General features: G+C 65.6%; 22 protein-coding genes, 2 tRNA genes and 1 pseudogene. 17 read left to right on the forward strand and 8 right to left on the reverse strand.

What is annotated here, in order from left to right; genetic code table 11:
- Positions 1–99: 99 nt before the first annotated feature.
- The 4 genes from A6723_RS01860 to A6723_RS01875 all read right to left on the reverse strand — a co-directional run bounded on the left by A6723_RS01860 (position 100) and on the right by A6723_RS01875 (position 4,477).
- Positions 100–1,077 (reverse strand): HPP family protein, encoded by a 978-nt coding sequence (locus tag A6723_RS01860; protein ID WP_054906348.1) that lies wholly within the window; start codon positions 1,075–1,077, stop codon positions 100–102.
- 76 nt (positions 1,078–1,153) lie between these two features.
- The gene (gene asd / locus A6723_RS01865; RefSeq protein ID WP_054906349.1) at positions 1,154–2,023 is read right to left on the reverse strand and encodes an archaetidylserine decarboxylase; all 870 of its coding nucleotides are present in this window, start codon (positions 2,021–2,023) and stop codon (positions 1,154–1,156) included.
- A 3-nt stretch (positions 2,024–2,026) separates the two neighbouring features.
- Entirely contained in the window at positions 2,027–2,839 is an 813-nt protein-coding gene (gene rhdA / locus A6723_RS01870; protein ID WP_054906350.1) for a thiosulfate sulfurtransferase, read from the reverse strand.
- 114 nt (positions 2,840–2,953) lie between these two features.
- On the reverse strand, positions 2,954–4,477 hold the full coding sequence (locus A6723_RS01875; protein WP_054906351.1) for an HDOD domain-containing protein: 1,524 nt from the start codon (positions 4,475–4,477) through the stop codon (positions 2,954–2,956).
- 120 nt (positions 4,478–4,597) lie between these two features.
- On the opposite strand from A6723_RS01875, the gene motA reads away from it, so the two are divergent.
- Together motA and motB are read left to right on the forward strand one after the other, a co-directional pair.
- Positions 4,598–5,449, forward strand: a complete 852-nt coding sequence (motA, locus tag A6723_RS01880; RefSeq protein ID WP_054906352.1) for a flagellar motor stator protein MotA — start codon at positions 4,598–4,600, stop codon at positions 5,447–5,449.
- Positions 5,450–5,464: 15 nt separating this feature from the next.
- Positions 5,465–6,532: a flagellar motor protein MotB gene (gene motB / locus A6723_RS01885; protein WP_054906353.1), complete on the forward strand. Its 1,068-nt coding sequence runs from the start codon at positions 5,465–5,467 to the stop codon at positions 6,530–6,532.
- 184 nt (positions 6,533–6,716) lie between these two features.
- On the opposite strand, the gene rsgA is transcribed toward motB, so the two are convergent.
- Positions 6,717–7,748: a small ribosomal subunit biogenesis GTPase RsgA gene (gene rsgA, locus A6723_RS01890; protein WP_054906354.1), complete on the reverse strand. Its 1,032-nt coding sequence runs from the start codon at positions 7,746–7,748 to the stop codon at positions 6,717–6,719.
- Between the two features lie 89 nt (positions 7,749–7,837).
- Between rsgA and orn the strand changes: the two genes are divergently transcribed.
- Positions 7,838–8,380 carry an oligoribonuclease gene (orn, locus tag A6723_RS01895; protein WP_054906355.1) on the forward strand — a complete coding sequence of 181 codons (543 nt, stop codon included), beginning with the start codon at positions 7,838–7,840 and terminating at the stop codon, positions 8,378–8,380.
- A gap of 188 nt (positions 8,381–8,568) precedes the next feature.
- Here orn and queG read toward each other — a convergent pair whose 3' ends face one another.
- Positions 8,569–9,630: a tRNA epoxyqueuosine(34) reductase QueG gene (queG, locus tag A6723_RS01900; protein WP_054906371.1), complete on the reverse strand. Its 1,062-nt coding sequence runs from the start codon at positions 9,628–9,630 to the stop codon at positions 8,569–8,571.
- A 245-nt stretch (positions 9,631–9,875) separates the two neighbouring features.
- On the opposite strand from queG, the gene A6723_RS01905 reads away from it, so the two are divergent.
- The 14 genes and pseudogenes from A6723_RS01905 to A6723_RS32610 all read left to right on the forward strand — a co-directional run bounded on the left by A6723_RS01905 (position 9,876) and on the right by A6723_RS32610 (position 24,960).
- Complete coding sequence (locus A6723_RS01905) at positions 9,876–11,372, forward strand: bifunctional ADP-dependent NAD(P)H-hydrate dehydratase/NAD(P)H-hydrate epimerase (RefSeq protein WP_054906356.1); 1,497 nt, start codon at positions 9,876–9,878, stop codon at positions 11,370–11,372.
- On the forward strand, positions 11,360–11,827 hold the full coding sequence (tsaE, locus tag A6723_RS01910; RefSeq protein ID WP_054906357.1) for a tRNA (adenosine(37)-N6)-threonylcarbamoyltransferase complex ATPase subunit type 1 TsaE: 468 nt from the start codon (positions 11,360–11,362) through the stop codon (positions 11,825–11,827). Before A6723_RS01905 ends, tsaE begins: the two co-directional genes overlap by 13 nt.
- A 7-nt stretch (positions 11,828–11,834) precedes the next feature.
- On the forward strand, positions 11,835–13,265 hold the full coding sequence (gene amiB, locus A6723_RS01915; RefSeq protein ID WP_082450411.1) for an N-acetylmuramoyl-L-alanine amidase AmiB: 1,431 nt from the start codon (positions 11,835–11,837) through the stop codon (positions 13,263–13,265).
- The gene (mutL, locus tag A6723_RS01920; protein WP_054906358.1) at positions 13,262–15,163 is read left to right on the forward strand and encodes a DNA mismatch repair endonuclease MutL; all 1,902 of its coding nucleotides are present in this window, start codon (positions 13,262–13,264) and stop codon (positions 15,161–15,163) included. The genes amiB and mutL overlap by 4 nt, the downstream gene beginning before the upstream one ends.
- Before the next feature lie 78 nt (positions 15,164–15,241).
- Positions 15,242–16,204, forward strand: a complete 963-nt coding sequence (miaA, locus tag A6723_RS01925; RefSeq protein WP_054906359.1) for a tRNA (adenosine(37)-N6)-dimethylallyltransferase MiaA — start codon at positions 15,242–15,244, stop codon at positions 16,202–16,204.
- 106 nt (positions 16,205–16,310) lie between these two features.
- Entirely contained in the window at positions 16,311–16,559 is a 249-nt protein-coding gene (hfq, locus tag A6723_RS01930; protein ID WP_017520393.1) for an RNA chaperone Hfq, read from the forward strand.
- Positions 16,560–16,571: 12 nt separating this feature from the next.
- Positions 16,572–17,873 (forward strand): ribosome rescue GTPase HflX, encoded by a 1,302-nt coding sequence (gene hflX, locus A6723_RS01935; RefSeq protein WP_054906360.1) that lies wholly within the window; start codon positions 16,572–16,574, stop codon positions 17,871–17,873.
- Between the two features lie 95 nt (positions 17,874–17,968).
- Positions 17,969–19,141 carry an FtsH protease activity modulator HflK gene (gene hflK / locus A6723_RS01940; protein WP_054906361.1) on the forward strand — a complete coding sequence of 391 codons (1,173 nt, stop codon included), beginning with the start codon at positions 17,969–17,971 and terminating at the stop codon, positions 19,139–19,141.
- A complete protein-coding gene (hflC, locus tag A6723_RS01945) occupies positions 19,141–20,010 on the forward strand; it encodes a protease modulator HflC (protein WP_024764328.1) in 870 nt (289 codons plus the stop codon). The genes hflK and hflC overlap by 1 nt, the downstream gene beginning before the upstream one ends.
- A 107-nt stretch (positions 20,011–20,117) precedes the next feature.
- Positions 20,118–20,303 (forward strand): DUF2065 domain-containing protein, encoded by a 186-nt coding sequence (locus A6723_RS01950; RefSeq protein ID WP_037012084.1) that lies wholly within the window; start codon positions 20,118–20,120, stop codon positions 20,301–20,303.
- A gap of 34 nt (positions 20,304–20,337) precedes the next feature.
- Entirely contained in the window at positions 20,338–21,516 is a 1,179-nt protein-coding gene (locus A6723_RS01955; RefSeq protein WP_054906362.1) for an ATP phosphoribosyltransferase regulatory subunit, read from the forward strand.
- A gap of 65 nt (positions 21,517–21,581) precedes the next feature.
- Positions 21,582–22,877, forward strand: a complete 1,296-nt coding sequence (locus A6723_RS01960) for an adenylosuccinate synthase (protein ID WP_054906363.1) — start codon at positions 21,582–21,584, stop codon at positions 22,875–22,877.
- A 1,027-nt stretch (positions 22,878–23,904) separates the two neighbouring features.
- Positions 23,905–24,102: pseudogene (locus A6723_RS32605) on the forward strand (HAMP domain-containing protein); the annotation flags it as partial.
- A complete protein-coding gene (locus A6723_RS32610; RefSeq protein ID WP_371914037.1) occupies positions 24,076–24,960 on the forward strand; it encodes a methyl-accepting chemotaxis protein in 885 nt (294 codons plus the stop codon). The pseudogene A6723_RS32605 and the gene A6723_RS32610, both read left to right, overlap by 27 nt.
- A 178-nt stretch (positions 24,961–25,138) precedes the next feature.
- Here A6723_RS32610 and A6723_RS01970 read toward each other — a convergent pair.
- Positions 25,139–25,225, reverse strand: a tRNA-Leu gene (locus A6723_RS01970).
- A gap of 145 nt (positions 25,226–25,370) precedes the next feature.
- A tRNA-Leu gene (locus A6723_RS01975) sits at positions 25,371–25,457 on the reverse strand.
- Positions 25,458–25,505 lie beyond the last annotated feature (48 nt).

Consider the following 25,505-nt stretch of genomic DNA (forward strand, 5'->3'; position numbering starts at 1 on the left):
CGTTGTACGAACCAGTTGTTCAAAACTGTCGGCTTTTTCCGAACTCTAGCAGCATCCGTCGCCCGCCGCAGCCCATCGCCCGGATGGTGCGCGGACAGGTCACGGCCGAGGGCATTGCCCCTTGATCTGACGTTGCAGGGCGTCCTTCGCCGAGTCCTGCGCCGTGCTGCGCACCCAGCCGTCGCCCTGTGCCGTCACCGGGTGGGCGGCCCAGTCGAGCAGGTCCTGGCGGCGGCAGACGCCGGTATTGCCCTTGCCGGCGCCGGCGACCACCTTGTAGACCAGCTGCTCCTGGCGGCCGCGCTTGTCCGGATGGTCGTCGATCACCTGGCGCACGGCCCAGGCGTCGCCGCTCAGGGCATTGCTGTAGCTGGCCCCCAGCAGGATGTCGTCGGGCGTCAGGCGCTGCGCCTGGGCATGTTCCTGGGCCAGTTGGAGAATCTTCAGTAGGTCGTCGAACTGCACGTCGATGTACGAATCCATCTTGCGCAGCGCGTGGTAGAGGTCCTCGGGCGCCGGGCCCGCAGGCAGCTTCGGTGTGGCCGGCAGGCGTGCCAGCGGTGCGGGATAGCGGCGCCAGGCGAACAGGCCGTTGAAGGCCACCGCGACGGCCAGGATCAGCACCACGTTGAGCAGCACCGGGCTGATCACGTAGTGGAAGCCCAGGGCCGTGATGGCCGGGCCGCCGGATACCGCCGCCAGTGCCGTAGCGCCGCCCGGAGGATGGATGCAGCGGGCGTAGTGCATGACCAGGATCGCCGCGCCCACCGCGAGGGCGGGGGTGAAGGCCTGGCCGGGGAAGAGTTTCTGGCAGATCACCCCGACGCAGGCCGAGAGGACCTGGCCGCCGAGAACAGCCCAGGGCTGCGATAGCACGCCATGGGGTACGGCGAACAGCAGCACGGCGCTGGCGCCCATGGAGGCGACGACCCAGATGGCTGCTTCGCTGGGCAGGACCCAGTGGGTGACGGCGTAGATGGCGGCGATGCCGCACAGCGCTCCGATTGCGGAGAGCCACTTTTCAAGATGGCTGGTGGCGTTGGCACGCCAGCCCATCAGGTGCAGGAAGCGTTTCATGGCAGGGAACTAGCACGATGAGGCGAAAAGCAGTGGCGGACGGCTCGTTGGCCGCCCGCCTTATGGACAGCGGGCCTTAGCCCTGGCGGGCGCCACCCAGGCGCTCGCCCATGCGCACGGCACTGGTGGCGGCGAGGTTTTCCGCCCAGCTCACCTGCTCGGGGCCGAACAGCACGATGGCGGTCGAGCCCAGCTTGAAGCGGCCCAGTTCGGCGCCTTTCTCCAGGTGGATCGGCGCACGGGAAGCTTCGTCGTAGGAGAACGATTTCAGCTCACGCTTGGGCGGCGTGACCAGGCCGGCCCAGACGGTCTCGATGGAGGCGACGATCATTGCGCCCACCAGCACCACGGCCATTGGCCCGCGCTCGGTGTCGAAGATGCACACCACGCGCTCGTTGCGGGCGAACAGCTCCGGCACCTGCTCGGCAGTCAGCTGGTTCACCGAGAACAGCCGGCCCGGCACGTAGACCATCTCGCGCAGGGTGCCGGCCAGGGGCATGTGCACGCGGTGGTAGTCCTTGGGCGACAGGTAGACGGTGGCGAACTCGCCGCCCATGAAGGGCGCGGCGCGCTCGGCGTCGCCGCCCAGCAGTTCCATCAGGCTGTAGCTGTGGCCCTTGGCCTGGAACACGCGGCCGTGCTCGATCGGGCCGAGCTGGCTGATGGCGCCGTCGGCGGGGCAGAGCACCGCGCCTGCGCTTTCATCCAGCGGGCGGGCACCGTCTTTCAAGGCGCGGGTGAAGAAGGCGTTGAAGTGCTCGTAGGCGCGCAGGTCCTCGACCTGGGCTTCGCGCATGTCCACCTGGTAGCGACGGGCGAACCAGGGAATCAGGCGGTCCTTGAACCAGGGCGCGCGGCACTCGGCGGCGCAGCCGATCAGGCGCGACAGCAGGTGATGCGGCAGCAGGTACTGGCTGAGGATGAACAGACGATCTTTGAACGACATTCCTTAAACCTCTACGGGGGTGTCGGGATGGTTGCCCCATTCCGACCAGGAACCGGCATAACCCTTGACCCGCGGATAGCCGAGGGCCTTGGCCACCAGGTAGGTGAAGCCGGAGCGGTGGTGAGTCTGGCAGTGGGTGATCACTTCCTTGTCCTTGGTGATGCCCAGGTCCTCGAGGATCTGCGGCATATCGGTACGGATGCGCAGGGCGCGGGCCGGGTCCATGCCGGCGGTCCATTCGAAATTGACCGCGCCTGGCACGTGGCCAGCCTTGGCGGCGAGGACTTTCTGGCCGCTGTACTCGCTGGGGTTGCGGGCGTCCCAGACGGCCAGGTCGGCGGCGCCCAGGCGGCTCTGCAGGTACTCGCGGGTGGCGGTCGGCTCATCGTGCAGGGTCAGCGGCAGCGGGCCGCCGGCCGGCGCAGGGACGACCTGGCTCAGCGGCAGGTCGTCGGCGAGCCAGGCGTGCAGGCCGCCGTCGACGTAGTGGTAGTTGCCGTGGCCGATCACATCCAGCAGCCAGATGAAGCGACCGGCCCAGCCGCCGCCTTCGTCGTCATAGACCACATAGACGGCATCGGGGTTGTGGCCCAGTTCGCCGAACAGCGCTTCCAGGTCGGCCTTGGCCGGCAGCAGGCCCGGTGCCGGGCCGCCCAGCTGGGTGCGCGCAGGGGCGACGAAGCGGGCGCCGGGGATGTGGCCCTGGGCGTAGCGCGCGGTGCTGGTCAGGTCGACCAGGATCAGTTCCGGAGCATCGAGACGGCTGGCGAGGTCAGCCGGTTCGATCACCAGGGGCAGGGCGGAGAAGGCGGACATGGCGGAGACTCCCGGCGGAAAAGGTGGGGGAGGCAACGTGAGCGCGTGCCCTGGGCTACCCCGTGAGGGCGGTTAGTTTAAAGGGCAGAAGGCGGGGAGCAAACCTTTCCCGGATCACGAACCCCGCGCCATCTGCTTCACCGCGTGCTCGATGCACTGCACGGTGCGGCCGAAGGCCTGCGCGTGCAGCTCCGCCAGCGGCTGCCCGAGGCGGTCGCAGACGACCAGCATGACTACCCGCGCGCCGTTGCCCAGCGAGCGCAGCAGCAGATGCTCGCTGGGGAGCAGCGCCTTCAGCGAGCCGGGAATCAGCGCCGAGAACTCGGCCATGTTGGTCGGGCTCAGGCGCAGTTGTCCGGGTTGTTGCAGGAGTTTGCGCAGCACCGGGCTGGCAGCGACTTCCAGCTTGAAGTCGCCGATCTCGCCGTCCAGGCCGAAGTGCCGGCGCGCCTGCAGCCAACTGCCGCCCTTGTCGGCCAGCAGGATCATCCCGCGTTGCAGCCCGCAGGCCTGCAAGGCAGCCGTGGCGCAGTCGAGCAGTTGCACGGCGTTGCCGAACGGGCTGGGCGTCTGCATCAGGCGGGTGCAGTGCTGGCGCCATTCGGCGAGGGTGTCCGGCGCCTTGGCCGGCTCCTCGACCTTCGGCCCGTTGAGCCAGCGGCGCGCATCCCAGGGCCAGAGCAACGCCTGCGCCGGGTGCCAGAGCAGCGGGCGGGCGTGGCGGCGGGCGCTCTGCGCGGCGAGGCCGTGGACGGTCTGCTGCAATTCTTCCAGCGGCATCTGCAGATAGAGGCTGGTCAGGCGCTGCCAGCGCAGCATGTGCACGCCGCCCCAGGACTGGTGTGCGGCCATGGCGATGCTGTTGGCCAGGAGGATGGTGTTGGCTGGGCGGGTCAGCCAGCGTTGCAGTTCCGGATCGGCGTCCAGGCGCTGCTGTTGGCCCAGCGGCTCGTGTTCGGTGTGGGCGACGTGCAGGGCGCGCACCAGCAGGCGCTTGTCGTCGCTGAGCAGGGCGTAGCCCTGGCCGACCCAGTCCGGCAGCCGCCAACTGTCGGCCAGCGCGCGGCACAAGGGCAGCAGGGGAGTGCCGAGCAACTCCTCTTCGACTTCGCTGCTGCAGCGGCCCAGGCCGTAGACCTGGCGCTGCCAGCTCTCCATCAGCTCCGGTTTCGCGGTGGCCAGCGCCCACAGCGGCGCAAGGGTGAACAGGCTGCCCCAGTGGATTTCCTGCCAGAGCCGCGCCAGGCGGTTGGCGAACAGGCCGCTGGCCTGCTGCATGGCATGGCGGCTGATCAGCAGCAGTTGGCTCAGGGCGCGTGGCATCTGCGCCTCGGGCATCGCGGGCAGGCTGTCGAGCAATTGAGTGACGCGGGACAAGCCCAGGCGGTTGAGGGCGACCTCCAGGCTTTCCGCCGGATTGTCCCGGGCGCTCTGTGCGCGGTTGGCTTCGCGCAGGATGGCAAAGGCCAGGGTCGGCGCGTCCTGCAGCAGTTCGGCGATATCGCGGATCGAGCGGCGGCTGTCGTTCAGCGCCCGGCGAATGTCATCGCGCTGTTCCAGCGGAACGGGCAAAGGCAGGTCTTCCAGCTGGGTTAGCCAGGCCTTGAGACGCTCTGGATGAAGCAATTGCTTAGACATGCGTGAGGCGCCGAACTGGTTTTTAGTGTTTTCGGCCTATAGTCTTGCCCGAAATCTCCGATAACAACAGGGAGGCGGGAATCATGCCTCCTTTCTGTTCACAGTTTCAGTCCGGTCCCCATGGCAAAAATCATCGGCATCATCGTCATTCTGGGTAGCGTGCTCGGCGGCTACATGCTCTCCGGCGGCAAGATCGCGGCCATCATCCAGCCGTTCGAAGTGCTGATCATCGGCGGCGCCGCGCTGGGCGCCTTCCTCCAGGCCAACCCTGGCAGCACCTTCATGACCGTGCTGAAGAAGGCGCCGAAGATGTTCGGCAACCGCTTCACCCATACCTTCTACCTGGAAGTGCTGGGTATGCTCTACGAGGTGCTCAACAAGAGCCGCCGCGAAGGCATGATGGCCATCGAGGCCGACGTCGAGGACCCGGCCGCCAGCCCGATCTTCAGCAAGTACCCCGCGGTGCTCAAGGATGACCGCATGACGGCCTACGTCTGTGATTACCTGCGCATCATGTCCTCGGGCAACATGGCGCCCCACGAGCTGGAAGGCCTGTTCGACATGGAGCTGGGCAGCCTCAAGGAAGACCTCGAGCACCCCGCACATGCCGTGACCCGCGTCGCCGACGCCCTGCCGGGCTTCGGTATCGTCGCCGCGGTACTGGGTATCGTGATCACCATGGCGCTGCTCGGCCAGGGCAGCCAGGCCGAGATCGGCCACCACGTCGCCGCGGCGCTGGTGGGTACCTTCCTCGGTATTCTCGCCGCGTACGGTTTCGTCGGCCCGCTGTCCAACGCGCTGGAGCACGACGCCAAGGAAGAGCTGAACCTCTACGAAGCGATCAAGGCCTGCCTGGTGGCTTCGGCTTCCGGCATGCCGCCCTCGCTGGCCGTGGAGTTCGGCCGCAAGGTGCTGCTGCCGGCGCACCGTCCGAGCTTCAGCGAGCTGGAGCAGGCCGTTCGCGGTCGCTGATAGGTCGCCTGACGCATGGATAACAATCAGCCGATCATCGTCAAGCGCGTCAAGCGCTATGCCGCTGGCCACCACGGCGGCGGCTGGAAGATCGCCTTCGCCGACTTCGCTACCGCCATGATGGCGTTCTTCCTCGTGCTCTGGCTGCTGTCCTCGGCCACGCCCGAGCAGAAGAAGGCCATCTCCGGTTACTTCCAGGACCCCATCGGCTTCACCGAGAGTGCCAGCCCCTACGTCATCGACCTGGGCGGCACGCCGACGCCGGCGCCGGACAAGACGCTGAATCCGCAGATCCAGGCTCAGCCGGATGCCGACGAGACGCGGATCAACCCGGAGGAGAACGCCAAGATCAACGAGCAGCAGGCCGAGGACGTCGCCGAGAAGGTCGAGAAGGAGCGCCTGGAGTTGCTGCTGCAGGAACTGCAGAACAAGGTCGACGAGAACCCGACGCTCAAGCGCTTCAAGGACCAGATCCTCTTCGAGATCACCCAGGACGGCCTGCGTATCCAGATTGTCGATTCGGACAACCGGCCGATGTTCGATCTGGGCAGCGCGCGTTTGCAGTCCTATTTCGAGGACATCCTGCTGGCGCTGGCCGAGACCATCAAGCAGGTGCCGAACAAGATCAGCATCAGTGGCCACACCGACGCCAAGCCCTACGCCGGCAATGGCGACTTCGGCAACTGGGAGCTTTCGGCCAACCGCGCCAACGCGGCGCGGCGCGCGCTGGAAGCCGGCGGCTACCCGGAAGACCAGATCGCCCGCGTGGTGGGCTACGCCTCTTCGGCGCTGTTCGACCGCGACCAGCCGCTGAATCCAGTGAACCGTCGCATCGACATCATCGTCCTGACCAAGAAGGCCCAGCGCGCCATCGAGGGGCAGGACGGCGGCAGCGACAAGCCGGTCGATGGCGCAACCCCGGCTGCCCCGGGCGCCGCCACACCGGCAGCGGCCAATGGCGCACCGGCCAAGCCGGCGAGCGGGCAGGGCGACCCTGTGCCGCCGGACCAGCTCAAGCAGAAGCTCAACCTGTTCGACGACGGCGGTACGCTGAAACTCGACGAGCTGAACAAGCAGCAGTAGGAAACGAAGAAGGCCAGCTGAAAAGCTGGCCTTCTTCGTTGCGCTTCATGCCATTGATTTGCCGAGGCGTGCTCGCTCCTACTTGCCCGCGCAACATCGGTGCGGCGGATAACGCTTGAGGCGTTATGCGCCCTACGGCTCGCATCGGCGTAGGGCGCATAAAGCGGAACGCTTTATCCGCCAATCAATATTCGTCTTCCGGCAGGCTCGCGAGGATGTGCCGGTAGCTGGCCATCCGTTGCGGCGAAACACGCCCGTCTTCCAGCGCCTTGAGTAGCGCACAGCCCGGTTCGCGATCGTGCTTGCAGTCACGGAAGCGGCAATGGCCGAGCAGGTCGTGAAACTCGATGAAGCCGGCTTCGACATCGTCACGGCTGACATGCCCGAGGCCGAATTCACGGATGCCGGGAGAGTCGATCAGGTCGCCGCCGGCGGGGAAGTGGAACAGCCGCGCGGTGGTGGTGGTGTGGGTGCCCTTGCCGGTGACTTCCGACAGATCGCCAACACGGGTATCGACGCCGGGTAGCAGCGCGTTCACCAGCGACGACTTGCCCACGCCCGACTGGCCGACGAACACGCTGACGTGCTCGTTCAGCGCCGCGCGCAGGGCGTCCAGTGCCAGGCCATTGGCGGCCGAGACTTCCAGCAGCGGGTAGCCCAGTTCGCGGTAGGTGCCCAACAGCGAATCGAGGAAGGGCGCGTTCTCTTCGTCAATCAGGTCGGCCTTGTTCAGCAGCAGCAGCGGCTTGATGCCGGCGTGCTCGGCGGCCACCAGGTAGCGGTCGATCAGGTTGGCGTGGGGTTCCGGGCGCGGGGCGAAGACGATCACGATGCGATCGACGTTGGCCGCCACCGGCTTGAGCACGCCGCGCATGTCCGGGCGACGCAGCTCGGACGTTCGCGGCAATTGCGCGACGATCACCCCGATTCCCTGATTGCCGGGGCGCCAGACCACCTGGTCGCCGGTCACCAGCGGGGGCAGGTTGGCGCGCAAGTGGCAGCGGAACACCTGGCCGGCGTGGTCGCCTTCCTGCGCTTCGACTTCCACCTGTACCCCGAAGTGGGCAATTACCTGGCCGGTCTGCTCCGGGCCGAGGTCGCCGCCTTCCAGTTCTTCCAGGGCACGCGACTCGCGCTTCGCCGCGCGCGAAGCGCGTTCTTCCTGGACTTTTTCGATCCGCCAGCTCTGCCGGCGGGTGAGATGACGCTTGGCCATAGGGTATCCACAGGGAAAATCGCGCCGCAGTTTAGCATGCGCAGGCCCGCTTCCCGCTAAACTAGAGGGCTGAGCTGAGGAGCCCCATCATGCAGAACCCACAGAACCTGATCTGGATCGACCTGGAAATGACCGGGCTGGACCCGGACAAGGACGTCATCATCGAGATGGCGACCATCGTCACCGACAGCGACCTGAACATCCTCGAGGAAGGCCCGGTGATCGCCGTGCACCAGAGTGAGGAGCTGCTCGCCGGCATGGACGAGTGGAACACCCGTCAGCACGGCCAGTCCGGCCTGACCCAGCGCGTGCGCGAAAGCAGCATCTCGGCGGCCGAAGCCGAGGCGATGACCATCGCCTTCCTGGAAAAGTGGGTGCCCAAGCGCAGTTCGCCGATCTGCGGCAACAGCATCTGCCAGGACCGCCGCTTCCTCTACCGCCACATGCCGAAGCTGGAAGGCTACTTCCACTACCGCAACCTGGACGTCTCCACCCTCAAGGAACTGGCCGCACGCTGGGCTCCGGCGGTGCGTGACGGCTTCAAGAAGGGCAACACCCATCTGGCGCTGGACGACATCCGCGAATCCATCGCCGAGCTGCGCTACTACCGCGAGCATTTCATCAAGGTGTAATCGGTTCCGATCGGAGCACCCTCTCCCTAGCCCTGGCTGCGCGCCCCGCTCCGAAGGGAGAGGGGACTGGATTGGCGTGATGCTGGCGCGGCATCCTTCCTGATACAGAAGTATTAGGAAAACACAGTAGACAGGCTTGGCGCGGATACTCCCTCTCCCTTCAGGGAGAGGGCGGGGGAGAGGGGCTTTCAGGCGCCGTGCCGGCCCAGCGCCCACTCCACATGCTCGCGCACCAGCTCCGACGGGAACTCCCGCCGCGCGCGCAGCGCCTCGATCACCGGGATGGTCGATGGCGCGTTGCCCAGGCCCACGGCCAGGTTGCGCAGCCAGCGTTCGTAACCGGCGCGCCTAAGCGGCGAGCCCTCGGTACGGCTGAGAAATTCTCCCTCCGTCCACAGGAACAGCTCCGCCAGCGCGGCGTTGTCCAGGCTGTGGCGCGGCTGGAAGTCGCCCTGGTCGGTGGCGCGGGCGAAGCGGTTCCACGGACAGACCATCTGGCAGTCGTCGCAGCCGAACACGCGGTTGCCAATCAGCGGGCGCAGGTCCACGGGAATCGGGCCTTTCAGCTCGATGGTCAGGTAGGAAATACAGCGCCGAGCGTCCAGCACATAGGGCGCCACGAAGGCCGCGGTGGGGCAGATATCCATGCAGGCCGAGCAGCGCCCGCAGTGCTCCGTGCCGTGCGGTTCGTCCACCGGCAGCGGCAGGTCGGTGAACAGCTCGCCGAGGAAAAAGTAGCTGCCGGCCTTGCGGTTGAGCACCAGGGTGTTCTTGCCGATCCAGCCCAGGCCCGATTGCTCGGCAATGGCTTTCTCCAGCACCGGCGCGCTGTCGACGAAGGCGCGGAAACCGAACGGACCGACCTGCTGCTGGATGCGCTCGGCCAACTGCTGCAGGCGTTTGCGGATCAGCTTGTGATAGTCGCGGCCCAGGGCGTAGCGCGAGACATAGGCCTTCTCCGGATCGCCCAGAACCTGCGCCATGCGTGTGTCGCCGGGCAGGTAGTCCATGCGTAGCGAAACCACGCGCAGCGTGCCGGGCACCAGTTCGTCCGGCCGCCAGCGCTTGCTGCCGTGGGCGCCCATGTAGTCCATCTCGCCGTGGTAGCCCGCATCCAGCCAGCGCTGCAGGTGGGCGCCGTGCTCCTCGAGGTCGAGCCCGCTGATGCCGACCTGCTGGAAGCCGAGTTCGCGCCCCCAATCCTTGATGGAGCGGGCGAGGTCGGCGTAATCGAGCGTTGAATCGTGCATGGAAGGCGGGAAACCGAAGTCCGGGTGCGTATAATTCTGCCAGACCTGGCTGGCGTCGGCCCGTCCGTACGCCAATAGCCGTTCAAAATCTGCTGCGCGTCGGCAGAGCTGCGTTAAAAACAGACTCGGAATGCTCATTTACAGCAGTAAACTGCGCTCCCTCGTCTCTTTTTGCCTTGCTCTGCTCTAGCTCGCGAGCTTTTGAACAGGCTTTCAGGCGACACATTCTGCCGCCCGGAACAGCGATGACTGCCCACGACGATCTGCCCCTGAATCTCTACAGCGCCCAGCAGGTGCGCGACCTTGATGCACGCCTCATCGCCGCCGGCACGCCCGGCTTCGAGCTGATGCGTCGCGCCGCCCATGCTGCCTGGCGCGCGCTGCGCCGCCAGTGGCCGGATGCTGGCGAGATCACCGTGCTGGCCGGCCATGGAAACAACGCTGGTGACGGCTACCTGATCGCTGCCCTGGCCCTGCGCGCCGGTTGGCGCGTGCGCGTGCTGGCGGTGGGCGATGTCGCCCGCCTCTCTGGCGATGCCGCCTCGGCCCATGGCGAGGCGCGCGCGGCCGGCGTGGATATCGAAGTCTGGAGCGACCGCACCGAACTGCGTGGCGTGCTGGTGGATGCGCTGCTGGGCACCGGCCTCGGCGGCGAGGTGCGCGAACCTTATGCCTCGGCCATCGCGGCGATCAACGCCAGCAGCCTGCCAGTCCTGGCCGTGGACATCCCTTCCGGCCTCAGCGCGGATACCGGGCAAGTGTTGGGCTGCGCGGTGAACGCCGACCTGACCGTGACATTCATTGGCCTCAAGCTCGGCCTGTTCACTGCCCTGGGGCCCGACCAGTGCGGCGAACTGGTTTTCGACGGGCTCGATGCCGATCCTGCGCTGCTTCCAGAAAATGGCGTGGCGCGCCGACTCGCTCCGGCTTCCCTGCCTCTTCTCGCCACGCGCCCGAAGGCCGCGCACAAGGGCCTGTTCGGCCATGTGCTGGTGGTCGGCGGCGATACCGGCCTGGGCGGCGCCGTGCTGCTGGCCGCAGAGAGTGCGCTGCGCTGTGGCGCCGGGCTGGTTTCCCTGGCGACCCGCGTGGCCCACGTGCCCGCTGTGCTGGCTCGTCGCCCCGAACTGATGGCGCGCGGCGTCTCCTCTTCCGCAGAGTTGCTGCGCCTCGCCGAGCGCGCCGATGTGCTGGTGGTCGGCCCTGGCGTCGGTCGTGATGCCTGGGGGCGCGTACTGGTCAGCGCTGCAGCGAGCCTGGAGCGCCGACAGGTGTGGGACGCCGATGCGCTCAATCTGCTGGCCGAAGAGCGGGTGGCCCGCCCGTCCGGCGACTGGGTGATCACTCCCCATCCCGCCGAAGCGGCCCGCCTGCTGGGTATCTCCACCGCGGAGGTTCAGGCGGATCGCCCCAAGGCCGCTCTCGCACTGGCGCAGCGCTATCAGGCGGTGGTCGTGCTCAAGGGCGTCGGTAGCCTGATCGCGTCCCCGGATGGCCGGCTCGCGCTGTGCGATCACGGTCATCCAGCCATGGCGGGCGCCGGGCTGGGGGACGTGCTTTCCGGCATCCTTGGTGCGCTGCTGGCGCAGGGGCTGCCTGCATTCGATGCCGCTTGCCTGGCGGTCTGGCTGCACGCGCGCGCCGGCGAGTCGCTCGGCGCGCAAGGTCGCGGCCTGGCCGCCGCCGATCTGATTCCTGCCGTTCGTCAGTTGCTCGAGGAGTTGTGCCCATGCCTGAACTGAATCTGTTCGCCGACGGCGAAGAGGCTATGGTCGATCTGGGTCGGCGGATCGCCGAGGCGATCGGCGGGCGCGGGGTGATCTATCTGCATGGCGACCTGGGGGCGGGCAAGACCACGCTGTCGCGCGGCATCCTGCGGGGATTGGGCCACGGTGGAGCGGTCAAGAGTCCGACCTTCACCCTGGTCGAGCCCTACGAAATCGGCGATCTGCGCGCCTTCCACTTCGATCTCTATCGCCTTGCCGATCCGGAGGAACTGGAGTTCCTCGGCATCCGCGACTACTTCGAAGGCGATGCCTTGTGCCTGATCGAGTGGGCGGAGCGTGGCAAAGGCATTTTGCCAAAGGCCGACATGGACATTACCATTGTTCCGCATGCGGGCGGACGCATGCTGCGCCTCGACCCGCACGGAACACGGGGCGAAGCCTGGTGTGCCGCCCTGGCCACGGGAGCATAGAAAAAAGATGGGTTGGGGGTTGCGCCTTCGGGCGTTGTTTATCGGGGTGTCCGTTCTGCTGGCATTCGTTGCCGGCGAGGTTTCTGCCGCCACGCAAATCAAGAGCGTGCGCATCTGGCGCGCGCCGGACAACACACGTCTGGTGTTCGATCTGTCCGGCCCCGTGCAGCACAGTCTGTTCACCCTGAGCGCGCCCAACCGCATCGTCGTCGACATCAACGGCGCGCAGATGTCTGCCGCGCTCGACAAGCTCAAGTTTGGCAATACCCCGATCACCGCGATGCGCTCTGCCCAGCGCTCGCCCACCGACCTGCGCCTGGTGCTGGACCTGAAGAACCAGGTCACGCCCAAGAGCTTCGTGCTGCCGCCGAACCAGCAGTACGGCAACCGCCTGGTCGTCGACCTGTATGACCAGGGCGCCGACATTGCCCCGGACGTCCCGGCGACCCCGACGCCCAGCGTGCCCGCCACGCCGGTCAGCCCTGCCCAGTCGGTGGCCAAGATTCCCGCGCCCAGCAGTGGCGGCAAGCGCGATGTGGTGATCGCCATCGACGCCGGTCACGGCGGTGAAGACCCTGGCGCCCTCGGCCCGAATGGTCTGCACGAGAAGAACATCACCCTGTCGATCGCCCGCGAACTGCAGCGGCAGATCAACCAGATGAAAGGCTTCCGCGCCGAACTGACGCGGACCGGCGACTACTTCATCCCACTGCGCAACCGCACCGTGATCGCCCGCAAGAAGGGCGCGGACCTGTTCGTTTCGATCCACGCGGACGCCGCGCCCAGCCGCAGCGCCTTCGGTGCATCGGTATTCGCCCTGTCCGACCGTGGTGCCACTTCCGAGACCGCGCGCTGGCTGGCCGACACGGAAAACCGCTCCGACCTCATCGGCGGTGACGGCGGCGTGAACCTCGACGACAAGGACAAGATGCTCGCTGGCGTGCTGCTCGACCTGTCGATGACCGCCACCATGTCCTCCAGTCTGGACGTCGGCCACAAGGTGCTGACCAGCGTCGGCCGCGTCACCCCGCTGCATAAGCGCCGCGTGGAACAGGCCGGCTTCATGGTGCTGAAGTCCCCGGACATCCCGTCGATCCTGGTGGAAACCGGGTTCATCTCCAACCCGAACGAATCGGCCAAGCTGGCCAGCGGCTCGCACCAGCAGGCCCTGGCGCGCTCCATCGCTGCGGGTGTGCGTCAGTACTTCGTGCAGACCCCGCCGCCGGGCACCTATATCGCCTCGTTGCGCGACGGCGGCCAGTTGGCTTCCGGCCCGCGTGAGTACGTCGTGCGCAGTGGCGACAGCCTGGCGATGGTAGCCAGCCGTTTCGATGTCAGCACGTCCTCGATCCGCAGCGCCAATTCGCTCAAGAGCGACGAGCTGAAGATTGGCCAGGTGTTGAAGATCCCGGGCACCTCCCTGGCGTCGCAGCAATGAGTGACGTTCGCCGAATCCAGCTGCTGACTCCGCGGCTGGCGAACCAGATCGCTGCCGGCGAAGTGGTCGAGCGGCCCGCCTCGGTCATCAAGGAACTGTTGGAAAACTGCCTGGACGCCGGTGCCAAACGCATCGACATCGAAGTTGAGCAGGGCGGCGTCAAGCTGCTGCGTGTGCGCGACGATGGCAGCGGCATTCCTGCCGACGACCTGCCTTTGGCACTGGCGCGCCATGCCACCAGCAAGATCCGCGAGCTGGAAGACCTGGAGCGGGTAATGAGCCTGGGCTTCCGTGGCGAAGCGCTGGCCTCGATCAGCTCCGTTTCGCGCCTGACCCTGACCTCCCGTACCGCCGATGCCGAGCAGGCCTGGCAGGTGGAGGTCGAAGGCCGCGACATGGAGTCCACCGTGAAGCCGGCGGCACACCCGGTGGGCACCAGCATCGAAGTGCGCGACCTGTTCTTCAACACCCCGGCGCGTCGCAAATTCCTGCGCGCCGAGAAGACCGAGTTCGATCACCTGCAGGAAGTCATCAAGCGTCTGGCGCTGGCGCGCTTCGATGTGGCTTTCCACCTGCGCCACAACGGCAAGACCATCCTCTCGCTGCATGAGGCGAAGGACGAGGCCTCCCGCGCCCGCCGCGTCGGCGCCGTGTGCAGCGCTGGTTTCCTTGAACAGGCCCTGCCCATCGAAGTGGAGCGCAACGGCCTGCACCTGTGGGGCTGGGTCGGTCTGCCGACCTTCTCGCGTAGCCAGCCGGACCTGCAGTACTTCTACGTGAACGGCCGCATGGTGCGCGACAAGCTGGTCGCCCACGCTGTGCGCCAGGCCTATCGCGATGTGCTGTACAACGGCCGGCATCCGACCTTCGTGCTGTTCTTCGAAGTCGATCCCGCGGTGGTGGACGTCAACGTCCACCCGACCAAGCACGAAGTGCGCTTCCGCGACGGCCGCATGGTCCACGACTTCCTCTACGGCACCCTGCACCGGGCGCTGGCGGAAGTGCGTCCGGACGACCAGTTGGCTCCGCCGGGCGCCACCACCCTGACTGCGCCGCGCCCCACGGGTGCGGAAGCCGGCGAGTTCGGCCCGCAGGGCGAGATGCGCCTGTCCGAGACCGTGCTGGAGGCTCCGGCCGCCGCACGCGCCTGGCAGCCCAGCCCATCTTCCGGCGGATCCGCTGGCGGTGGCTACAGCTACCAGCCGACGCGCCCGGAAATGCCGCCGATCCAGGAGGCCCAGGGCGCCTACAAGGCCTACTTTGCTCCGCTGCCCGACCAGGCGCCGCAGGCGTTGCCGGAAAGCAGCCAGGATGTGCCGCCGCTGGGCTACGCCCTGGCGCAGCTCAAGGGCATCTACATCCTTTCGGAGAACGCCCACGGCCTGGTGCTGGTGGATATGCACGCCGCCCACGAGCGCATCATGTACGAGCGCCTGAAGACTGCGATGGCCAGTGAAGGCCTGCGTGGCCAGCCGCTGCTGGTGCCGGAGTCCATCGCCGTCAGCGAACGCGAGGCGGACTGCGCCGAAGAGCATGGCAGCTGGTTCTCCAAACTCGGCTTCGAATTGCAGCGGCTCGGCCCGGAAACCCTGGCGATCCGCCAGATTCCCGCGCTGCTCAAGCAGGCCGAGGCGACGCAGTTGGTGCGCGACGTACTTGCCGACCTGCTGGAGTACGGCACCAGCGACCGTATCCAGGCACACCTCAACGAGTTGCTCGGCACCATGGCCTGCCACGGCGCCGTGCGCGCCAATCGCCGCCTGACGCTGCCGGAGATGAATGGCCTGCTGCGTGACATGGAAGTGACTGAGCGCAGCGGCCAGTGCAACCACGGCCGGCCGACCTGGACGCAGCTGGGGCTCGACGAACTGGACAAGCTGTTCCTGCGCGGACGTTGATTTCCGTAAGGTTGCGTTCAGGAAAGTGCAGTAAACTGCGCGCCAATCGATTCAGCAGTGCGCAATAACGAGCTCCCGATGTCCCTGCCTCCCGCCATTTTCCTCATGGGCCCCACCGCCGCCGGCAAGACCGACCTGGCGCTGGAACTGGCGCGTCTGCTGCCAGTGGAGCTGATCAGCGTGGACTCGGCGCTGATCTACCGCGACATGGACATCGGTACCGCCAAGCCCTCTCGTGACGTGTTGGCCGAGTTCCCGCATCGCCTGATCGACATCCGCGACCCCAGCGAGGCCTATTCGGCTGCGGAGTTCCGCGCTGACGCCCTGGCGGCCATGGCCGAAATCACCGCGGCCGGAAAGATCCCGCTGCTGGTCGGCGGCACCATGTTGTATTTCAAGGCGTTGCTGGAAGGCCTGGCCGATATGCCTAGTGCTGACCCCGCCGTGCGTGCCGAACTGGAAGCCTGGGCCGCCGCCGAAGGCTGGGGCGCCCTGCACGCGGAGCTTGCTCGCGTCGACCCGGAGTCGGCCGCGCGCATCCATCCCAACGATCCCCAGCGACTCGTCCGTGCCCTCGAAGTCTTTCGCGTCAGCGGTATGTCAATGACTGCACACCGCCTGCGCCAGGCGAGTGAAAATGCGGGTCTTGGCGCGCAAGGCAGTGGACAATTACCGTATACTGTGGCTCATCTGGCGATCGCACCTCTGCAGCGCCAGGTGTTGCACGAGCGTATCGCGCAACGTTTTGACCAGATGCTGGAACAGGGCTTCATCGCCGAGGTCGAACGCCTTCGCGCAAGGAGTGACTTGCACGTGGGGCTACCGTCCATAAGAGCGGTGGGTTACCGACAGGTATGGGATTACCTCGAGGGCAAACTGTCCTACGCTGAGATGGTGGAGCGCGGCGTCATCGCCACGCGGCAGCTGGCCAAGCGCCAGTTCACCTGGCTCCGCAGCTGGAGCGATCTACACTGGTTGGACAGTCAGGCAAGCGACAATTTGCCGCGTGCCTTGAAATACTTTGAGGCGGTCTCCATATAGGTTCGAGACCTTAATTCCGGCCGTCTATCCTTGGGGTTCAGGACGGCGTTAAGCCAAATTCGACTACTACTAAATCAGTTTTTTACCCTTACAAGGAGTGCGGCATATGTCAAAAGGGCATTCGCTACAAGACCCTTACCTCAATACCCTGCGCAAAGAACGCGTTCCGGTTTCCATCTACCTGGTCAACGGCATCAAGCTGCAGGGTCAGATCGAATCCTTCGACCAGTTCGTCATCCTGCTGAAGAACACTGTCAGCCAGATGGTCTACAAGCATGCGATTTCCACCGTGGTTCCCAGCCGCCCCGTGCGCCTGCCCACCGGTGATCAACCGGCCGAGCCGGGCAACGTTTGACGGGAGTCCGCCTTGTTCTTTGAGCGCCCGGGTGGTGGGGAACGGGCCATTCTGGTCCATCTGGAAGGTCAGGACCCCGAGGCGCGCGAAGACCCGCAGGAATTCCAGGAGCTGGCCCGTTCGGCAGGCGCGGAATCGGTTGCTTTCGTCAGCATTTCGCGCCATCAGCCCTCAGCCAAGTACCTGATCGGCAGCGGCAAGGTCGAAGAGTTGCACGACCTCGTCCACGCCGAGAAGGTCGAGCTGATCATCTTCAATCACACCCTTACGCCGAGCCAGGAGCGCAACCTCGAGCGAGCGCTCGAATGTCGCGTGCTCGATCGTACGGGGCTGATCCTCGATATCTTCGCCCAGCGCGCCCGTACCCATGAGGGCAAGCTGCAGGTGGAGCTCGCCCAGCTGGAACACATGAGCACGCGTCTGGTGCGCGGCTGGACTCACCTTGAGCGCCAGAAAGGCGGTATCGGCCTGCGTGGCCCGGGTGAAACCCAGCTGGAAACCGACCGCCGCCTGCTGCGTGGGCGTATCCGGCAGATCAAGTCACGCCTGGAAAAGGTCCGCAGCCAACGCGAGCAGGCCCGTCGCGGCCGTCGCCGTGCGGAGATTCCGGCGGTGTCCCTGGTGGGCTACACCAACGCCGGCAAGTCCACGCTGTTCAATGCGCTGACCACTTCCGAGGTCTACGCAGCCGACCAGTTGTTCGCCACCCTCGACCCGACCCTGCGCCGCCTGGAGCTGAATGACGTCGGGCCGATCGTGCTGGCCGACACCGTGGGCTTCATTCGTCACCTTCCGCACAAGCTGGTAGAGGCGTTTCGAGCTACCTTGGAAGAGTCCAGCAACTCCGATCTGCTGCTGCATGTGATCGACTCCCACGAGCCGGATCGCGATGCGCAGATCGAACAGGTGCTGGCGGTGCTGAAAGAGATCGGTGCGAATGAGTTGCCGATGCTCGAGGTGTACAACAAGATCGACCTGCTGCCGGACATGCAGCCGATGATTCAGCGTGACGAGCTGGGCAAGCCGGTGCGCGTCTGGCTGTCGGCGCGGGAGTCGCGCGGGCTGGAGTTGCTGGAGCAGGCGGTCGCCGAGTTGCTGGGGGAGGATATGTTCGTGGGAACACTCTGTCTGCCACAGCGCTTGGGACGACTCCGGGCTCAGTTCTTCGAGCTGGGTGCGGTACAGTCGGAGAATCACGACGAACAAGGACGCGCCGTTTTGCAGGTCCGCCTGCCGCGTGTCGAGTTGAACCGCATGGTGAGCCGCGAAGGCTGGCAGCCGTCGGAGTTCATTGCGCAACACACTTTGCAATAAAGCCCGGCACACTGTTTTTGGCAGGGTAAGGGGCATTCGGTAGCATAGGTGGGCGCGCCGTAGGCGCGTTTTCGCGTTATCAGATGGAGAGCGCTATGGCTTGGAATGAGCCGGGTGACAACTCGAACAAGAACGACCAGGACCCCTGGGGTGGACGCCGTGGTGGTGGTCGCCAGGGTCCTCCTGATCTGGATGAGGCCTTCCGCAAGCTGCAAGACAGCCTGAACGGAATTTTTGGCAAACCCAAGCGCGGCAGTGGTTCGGGCGGTGGCGGCGGTGGTCGGGGCGGTAGCCTCGGTCTGTTCGGTATCGGCCTGGCGATCCTTGCCGTGCTGTGGCTGTACAACGCCATTTACGTGGTGGACGAACAGGAGCAGGCGGTGATCCTGCGCTTCGGTCAGTACCACGAGACCGTGGGCCCCGGCCTGAACATCTACTTCCCGCCGATCGACAAGAAGTTCCAGGAGAACGTCACCCGCGAGCGTGCCTACAGCAAGCAGGGTCAGATGCTCACCGAGGACGAGAACATCGTCGAGGTTCCGCTGACCGTGCAGTACAAGGTCAGCAACCTGAAGGACTTCGTGCTTAACGTCGACCAGCCGGAAGTGAGCCTGCAGCACGCCACCGAAAGCGCCCTGCGCCATGTGGCCGGCTCGACCACCATGGACAAGATCCTCACCGAGGGTCGTGAACAGATGGCCACCGAGGTGCGTGATCGCCTGCAGCGTTTCCTCGATACCTACAAGACCGGTATCACGGTGACTCAGGTGAACATCCAGAGTGCCGCCGCGCCGCGTGAAGTACAGGAAGCGTTCGACGACGTGATCCGTGCCCGCGAGGACGAGCAGCGCGAGAAGAACCAGGCCGAAGCCTACGCCAACGGCGTGGTGCCCGAAGCCCGTGGCCAGGCCCAGCGCATCATCGAGGAAGCCAACGGCTACCGCGATGAAGTGGTTTCCCGCGCCCAGGGTGAGGCAGACCGCTTCACCAAGTTGGCCGGTGAGTATCACAAGGCTCCGGAAGTCACCCGTCAGCGTCTGTACCTGGACTCCATGCAGGATGTCCTGAGCCAGACCAGCAAGGTGCTGGTCACCGGCCAGCAAGGTCAGAACAACCTGATCTACCTGCCGCTGGACAAGATGATGGATGGCCGTGGTTCGGCAGCTCCGAGCACCGCGCCCAGCGCGAGCAGCAGCACGCCGGATATCGGTTCGCGGGTCGCCAGCGACCTGCAGCAGCGTGACACGCGTACCCGGGAGAGCCGCTGATGAGTAACAAGTCCCTGATCGCCCTCATCGCGGGTGTGGTGGTTGCTGTTGCCGTCTGGAGCAGCGTCTACGTGGTGCAACAGACCGAGCGCGCCGTCATGCTGCGCTTCGGTCGCGTGGTCGAGCCGGACGTGAAGCCCGGTCTGCACTTCAAGATTCCGTACGTCAACACGGTGCGCAAGTTCGATGGCCGCCTGCTGACCCTGGACTCGCCGACCCAGCGCTTCCTGACGCTGGAGAAGAAAGCGGTGATGGTCGACGCCTACGCCAAGTGGCGCGTCTCCGATGCCGAGCGCTTCTACACCGCGACTTCCGGTATGAAGCAGATTGCCGACGAGCGTCTGTCCCGTCGTCTGGAAGCCGGTCTGCGTGACCAGTTCGGCAAGCGCACCCTGCACGAAGTCGTGTCGGGGGAGCGTGATGCGCTGATGGGTGACATCACTGCGTCGCTGAACCGCATGGCGCAGAAGGAGTTGGGTATCGAAGTGGTCGACGTTCGCGTCAAGGCCATCGACCTGCCCAAGGAAGTGAACCGTAGCGTGTTCGAGCGCATGAGCACCGAGCGTGAGCGGGAAGCCCGCGAGCACCGTGCCAAGGGTCGCGAACTGGCTGAAGGTATCCGCGCAGATGCCGACCGTCAGCGTCGTGTGCTGCTGGCCGAGGCCTATCGCGAATCGGAAGAAACCCGTGGTGACGGCGATGCCAAGGCGTCGGCGATCTACGCCAAGGCCTACTCTGCCGATCCGGAGTTCTACGCCTTCACCCGCAGCCTCAAGGCTTATCGCGAGAGCTTTGCGGACAAGAAGGACGTGCTGGTGCTCGATCCGAGCAGCGAGTTCTTCCGCTATCTGGAAAAAGCTAAACCGTAAGTCAAAGTCTCCGGCGGGCGGCAGCGCCCGCCGGAGAAATCGTGTTATCATGGGTCAGCCGGGAAATCCCGGCTTTTTTGCGTCCGCGAGAATGATCGACGAGAGCCATGTGGCAGGAATTCGGCAAGGCGTTCTGTCTGTTGCTGGTGCTGGAAGGCATCCTTCCATTCCTGTACCCGCGTGGTTGGCGCGACGCCGTGAGCGGGCTCGGGCGCCTTGGCGACCGCAGTCTGAGACTCATCGGGCTGGGCAGCATGCTGCTCGGCACCGTCCTTCTTTACTGCATTCATTGAAGTGCCGCCCGGCCTAAAAAAGGAGAGAGGCGACATGGCAACGGTAGACCGCTGGCTGCTGCCAGATGGAATCGAAGAAGTGCTGCCACCGGAGGCGGCTCGCGTTGAAGCAGCCCGCCGTCAGGTGCTGGACCTGTTCCAGCGCTGGGGTTACGAGTTCGTTGTCACCCCGCATATCGAATACCTGGAATCCCTGCTGACCGGTGCCGGCCAGGATCTGGACCTGCGTACCTTCAAGGTCACTGATCCGGCTTCCGGCCGTCTGATGGGCTTCCGTGCGGACATCACGCCGCAAGTGGCACGCATGGACGCCCACAGCCTGCGTCGCGAAGGGCCGAACCGCCTGTGTTACGCCGGCAGCGTGCTGCATGCCCGCCCGCGTGCGCTGGCTACTTCGCGCAGCCCGATCCAGCTGGGCGCCGAACTCTACGGTAATACCGGCTCGGCCGGTGACGTCGAAGTCATCAGCCTGCTGCTCGACATGCTCGAGATGGCCCAGGTGCCGGATGTGCACATGGACCTCGGTCATGTTGGCATCTACCGTGGCCTGGCCCAGGCTGCCGGGCTGTCCGGCGAAGTCGAGCAACTGCTGTTCGACGCCCTGCAGCGCAAGGCCGTGGATGAAATCGCGGCGCTGACCGAAGGCCTGCCAGGCGATCTCGCCGGCATGCTGCGTGCGTTGGCTGAGTTGTGTGGTGGTCGCGAGGTGCTGAGCCAGGCGCGTGAAGTGCTTGCCGGGGCTCCGGCTCCGGTGCAGGCCGCACTGGCGGACATCACGGCTATTGCCGACTCGCTGGCTGCGCGCTTCCCGCAACTGCCGCTGTACTTCGATCTCGGCGAGCTGCGTGGCTATCACTATCACACGGGCGTGGTGTTCGCCGCGTTCGTACCTGGGGTTGGCGAGTCCATCGCCCAGGGCGGCCGTTACGACGACATCGGCGCTGATTTCGGCCGTGCCCGTCCGGCGACCGGTTTTTCCACCGACCTCAAGACCCTGGTCACTCTCGGCCGCGCCCAGCTCGACGAGCCGCGCACCGGAGTCTGGGCGCCGGCCGATGGCGCCGGCTTGTGGCAGGCGGTGCAGCAGCTGCGCCGTCAGGGCGTGCGCGTGGTACAGGCGCTGCCCGGGCAGGATGCGGCTTCGGCTACCGAAGCGGGCTGCGACCGGCAACTGCTGGTTCGCGATGGCAATTGGCAGGTGGCCGCGCTCTGAGGCGCGTCACTCGAGTTTCTGCCGGCCGCGGCCGGCACCGAACATCCACGATGGGGATAAGAGTTATGGGTAAGAATGTCGTAGTCCTGGGCACCCAGTGGGGTGATGAGGGCAAAGGCAAGATCGTCGACCTGCTGACCGACCAGGCTGCTGCCGTGGTGCGTTACCAGGGCGGCCACAACGCTGGTCATACCCTGGTGGTCGCTGGCGAGAAGACCGTGCTGCACCTGATCCCGTCGGGCATCCTGCGCGAAGGCGTGCAGTGCCTGATCGGCAACGGCGTGGTGCTGGCGCCCGATGCGCTGATGCGCGAGATCGCCAAGCTGGAAGAGAAGGGCGTACCGGTGCGCGAGCGCCTGCGCATCAGCCCGTCCTGCCCGCTGATCCTGTCCTTCCACGTGGCCCTGGACCAGGCTCGCGAGAAGGCCCGTGGCGACGCCAAGATCGGGACCACCGGTCGCGGCATTGGTCCGGCCTACGAAGACAAGGTGGCCCGTCGCGGCCTGCGCGTGGGCGATCTGTTCCACCGCGAGCGCTTCGCTGCCAAGCTGGGCGAGCTGCTGGACTACCACAACTTCGTCCTGCAAAACTATTACAAGGAACCGGCCGTTGACTTCCAGAAGACTCTGGATGAGTGCATGGCCTACGCCGAAGAGCTGCGTCCGCTGATGGCTGACGTGACCTCGACCCTGCATGACCTGCGCCGTGCCGATGAGAACATCATGTTCGAAGGCGCCCAGGGCTCGTTGCTGGACATCGACCACGGTACCTATCCGTTCGTCACCAGCTCCAACACCACGGCCGGCGGCACCGCCACCGGTTCGGGCTTTGGTCCGCTGTTCCTGGATTACATCCTGGGGATCACCAAGGCCTACACCACTCGCGTGGGTTCCGGCCCGTTCCCGACCGAGCTGTTCGATGAAGTCGGCGCCCGCCTGGCCAAGGTCGGTCACGAGTTCGGCGCCACCACCGGGCGTGCCCGTCGTTGCGGCTGGTTCGATGCCGTCATCCTGCGTCGCGCCATCGAGATCAACAGCCTGTCCGGCCTGTGCCTGACCAAGCTGGACGTCCTCGACGGCCTGGAAACCGTGCGCATCTGCACCGGCTACCAGAATGCCGCCGGCGAACTGCTGACTGATGCGCCGACCGACGCCGACAGCTACATCGGCCTGCAGCCGATCTACGAAGACCTGCCGGGCTGGAGCGAGTCGACCGTCGGCGTGCAGAGCCTGGAAGGCCTGCCGGCCAATGCGCGTGCTTACATCAAGCGCATCGAGGAGCTGGTCGGTGCGCCCATCGACATCATCTCCACCGGCCCGGACCGCGCCGAGACCATCGTCCTGCGTCATCCGTTCGGCTGATCCATACGCTGTACTGCAACGGGCCGCTTATGCGGCCCGTTGTCGTTTCTGCCCTCCGTGTTTTGCTGCCCGGCACGCGCTTTGCTGGTGAAACGGATCGGCGCGCCACCTGCGCCGGAGTTCCGTTGCCTCCCGGAGGAAGCCTGCCGTGTCCGCCGTCCTGTCGCTCCTGCGCAGTCGCTTGCTGCGCCCCGCATTCATCGCCTTGGGCATCGCGCTGCTGGTGCAGCTGGCGATTGCCCTGTGGCTCACTCGCAGCACCGTCGATGGCCTGGTCAGCGATCTGGGGGATCACCTGGGTAACGAATCGCAACGCCTGGCTGGTGAGCTGGAGCAGGCCGGTCGCGAAGTTACCTCCGGTTTGAATGATCTTTCCGCGCGTACCCGCGAGCGCCTGGGCTCGGCGCTCTCCGCGCGGCTGGAAGAAGAGCAGGGCGAGTTGCGTCAGAGCCTGGAGCAGAGCCTGCGCCAATCCGCCACCGAATTGGCGCAGCTGCTGGCCGCCGTGGCGCCCAAGGCCATGTGGGACAACGACGTGCCGCTGCTCTCCGATTACGCTCGGCGCGCCCAGGCTAATCCCAATGTGCTCTTCGTGGTCTACGACGATCCGCAAGGCCAGCACCTCACCCGTTACCTCAATCGCGAGGATGAGCGGGTTAAGGCGCTGCTGGAAAAAGGCAAGGGTGAGCGGGCGCTGGACAAGGTGCTGGAGGCCGCGAGCCACGACAGCTCGGTGTTTCTCGTTGAAGCGCCGATCAGCCCGAATGGCGTGGAAATCGGTAAGGTGCGCCTGGGTGTTTCCACTGATGCGATCGAAAAGCAGATCGCCGCGCTGGATCAGCGCTTCTCTGCCCTGGTCGCCAGTGGCGATCAGTTGGTGGGGGACAGCCTTGCCGGCGCAGCTGCTGACAGCACCAGGGCGCTGACTGCGCGTCTGCAGTCGGCGAAACAGGCGGCAGACGGCATGAGCCGGGGCGCGAAGACCTCCATCGAAGAAGCGGCGGGTACCCTGCGTTTGCGCATCGGTATGGGCTTGGTGCTGGTTGGTCTTGGTGTGCTGCTGTGCCTGGCAATCGTGCTCGGCCATCGCGTGGTGAATCGTCTGCGCCTGCTGATCAATGCGTTGAATGACCTGGCGGCGGGCGAGGGTGACCTGACTCGCCGGGTGCGCCTGGATAGTCGGGATGAACTGGGCGAGATGGCGACCGCGGTGAATCGCTTCGTCGACAAGCTTCAGCCCATCGTGCGAGAGGCCGGGCAGGTTGCTCAGCAGACCGGCAGTGAAATTGCCGCGCTGGCCACTCGCAGTGCCAGCGCCGAGGCGGCGACGGACCGGCAGCGCAATGAGGTCGCCGGTAGCCTGGAGGCGCTCTCCGGGATGGCGGCGGAAGCGGAAATGGAGAGTCGCTCCATGGAGGCGGCCTTGGCGCGGGTCGGAGAGATCCGCAAGGCGGCGCAGGACAATGCAGCCATTGCCCGCAGGGTCGGTGGCCTGATCGAAACCCTGGAGTCCCGCGTGCAGAGCGGGGCCGGTGTGATCGAGCGCCTGGCGCGGCAGAGCGAGCAGATCGAGGTGGTGCTCTCGGTGATCCATGGCATCGCCGAACAGACCAACCTGCTGGCGCTGAACGCCGCCATCGAAGCGGCCCGTGCGGGTGAAAGTGGGCGCGGTTTCGCCGTGGTGGCGGATGAGGTGCGAGCGCTGGCGAGCAAGACCCAGCAGTCCACGGGCGATATTCAGTCGCATATCGGTGCGTTGCAGCAGGGTGCACGGGAGGCAGTCTCCGCTATTGGGCAGGCTCGTGAGCAGGCTGTTCAGGGGTTGGCCGCGTTGCAGGATAGCGAGCGGCTGCAGCGGGAAGTGCAGAGTGCGGTGGAGGAAGTGCACGGGGCCATCGAGGCGGCGACCCATTCGGCGCAGCAGCAGGCGGCTGGTGCTGCCGCGGTGCGCGGCCGGGTCGAGGTGATCCATGCTGAAGCAAGTCGAGCCGCGGAAGCGGTGAGTGCGACGGCCAGCAGTGGGCGAGTGCTCGATGGGTTGGCCGGCCAGTTGCGCGCCAGCCTGGGGCAGTTCAAGGCGTGAGGGTGCGCACGGCCCCAGTGTTTGTGGGGAGGCGAACGCTGTCGGCGATTGGGTCGGGCTCGGCGCGGAGCTGATTCATTGCCGGCGGAGCCCGCTCCTGCACCAGGTTTGAATTCTTGGCGAGGCGGAAAGCCGAAAACGAAAAAGCCGAGCAGTGCTCGGCTTTTTCGTTTGAAGATGGTGCCCAGGAGAAGACTCGAACTTCCACGGTGTTGCCACCGCTAGGACCTGAACCTAGTGCGTCTACCAATTCCGCCACCTGGGCATGCTTTTCAGCATGGGGTGCGATGATCGCTCATCGTCTTGCGGTGATGCAACCCTTGGTTGCATCTGGCGGTCTATCGTTCGGTTTCAGGGTTCCGAACCCGCCTGATAAAGCCTGTCAGTGACTGACTTTATCCTTGAATAAGTGGTGCCCAGGAGAAGACTCGAACTTCCACGGTGTTGCCACCGCTAGGACCTGAACCTAGTGCGTCTACCAATTCCGCCACCTGGGCACTGGAGTCGATGATTACTCATCGTTTCCGTGTTACAACGTCTGTGTG

Origin of the sequence: Pseudomonas sp. AU11447 (assembly GCF_001672555.2) — a bacterium.
Taxonomy (GTDB): Bacteria; Pseudomonadota; Gammaproteobacteria; order Pseudomonadales; family Pseudomonadaceae; genus Pseudomonas; species Pseudomonas nitroreducens.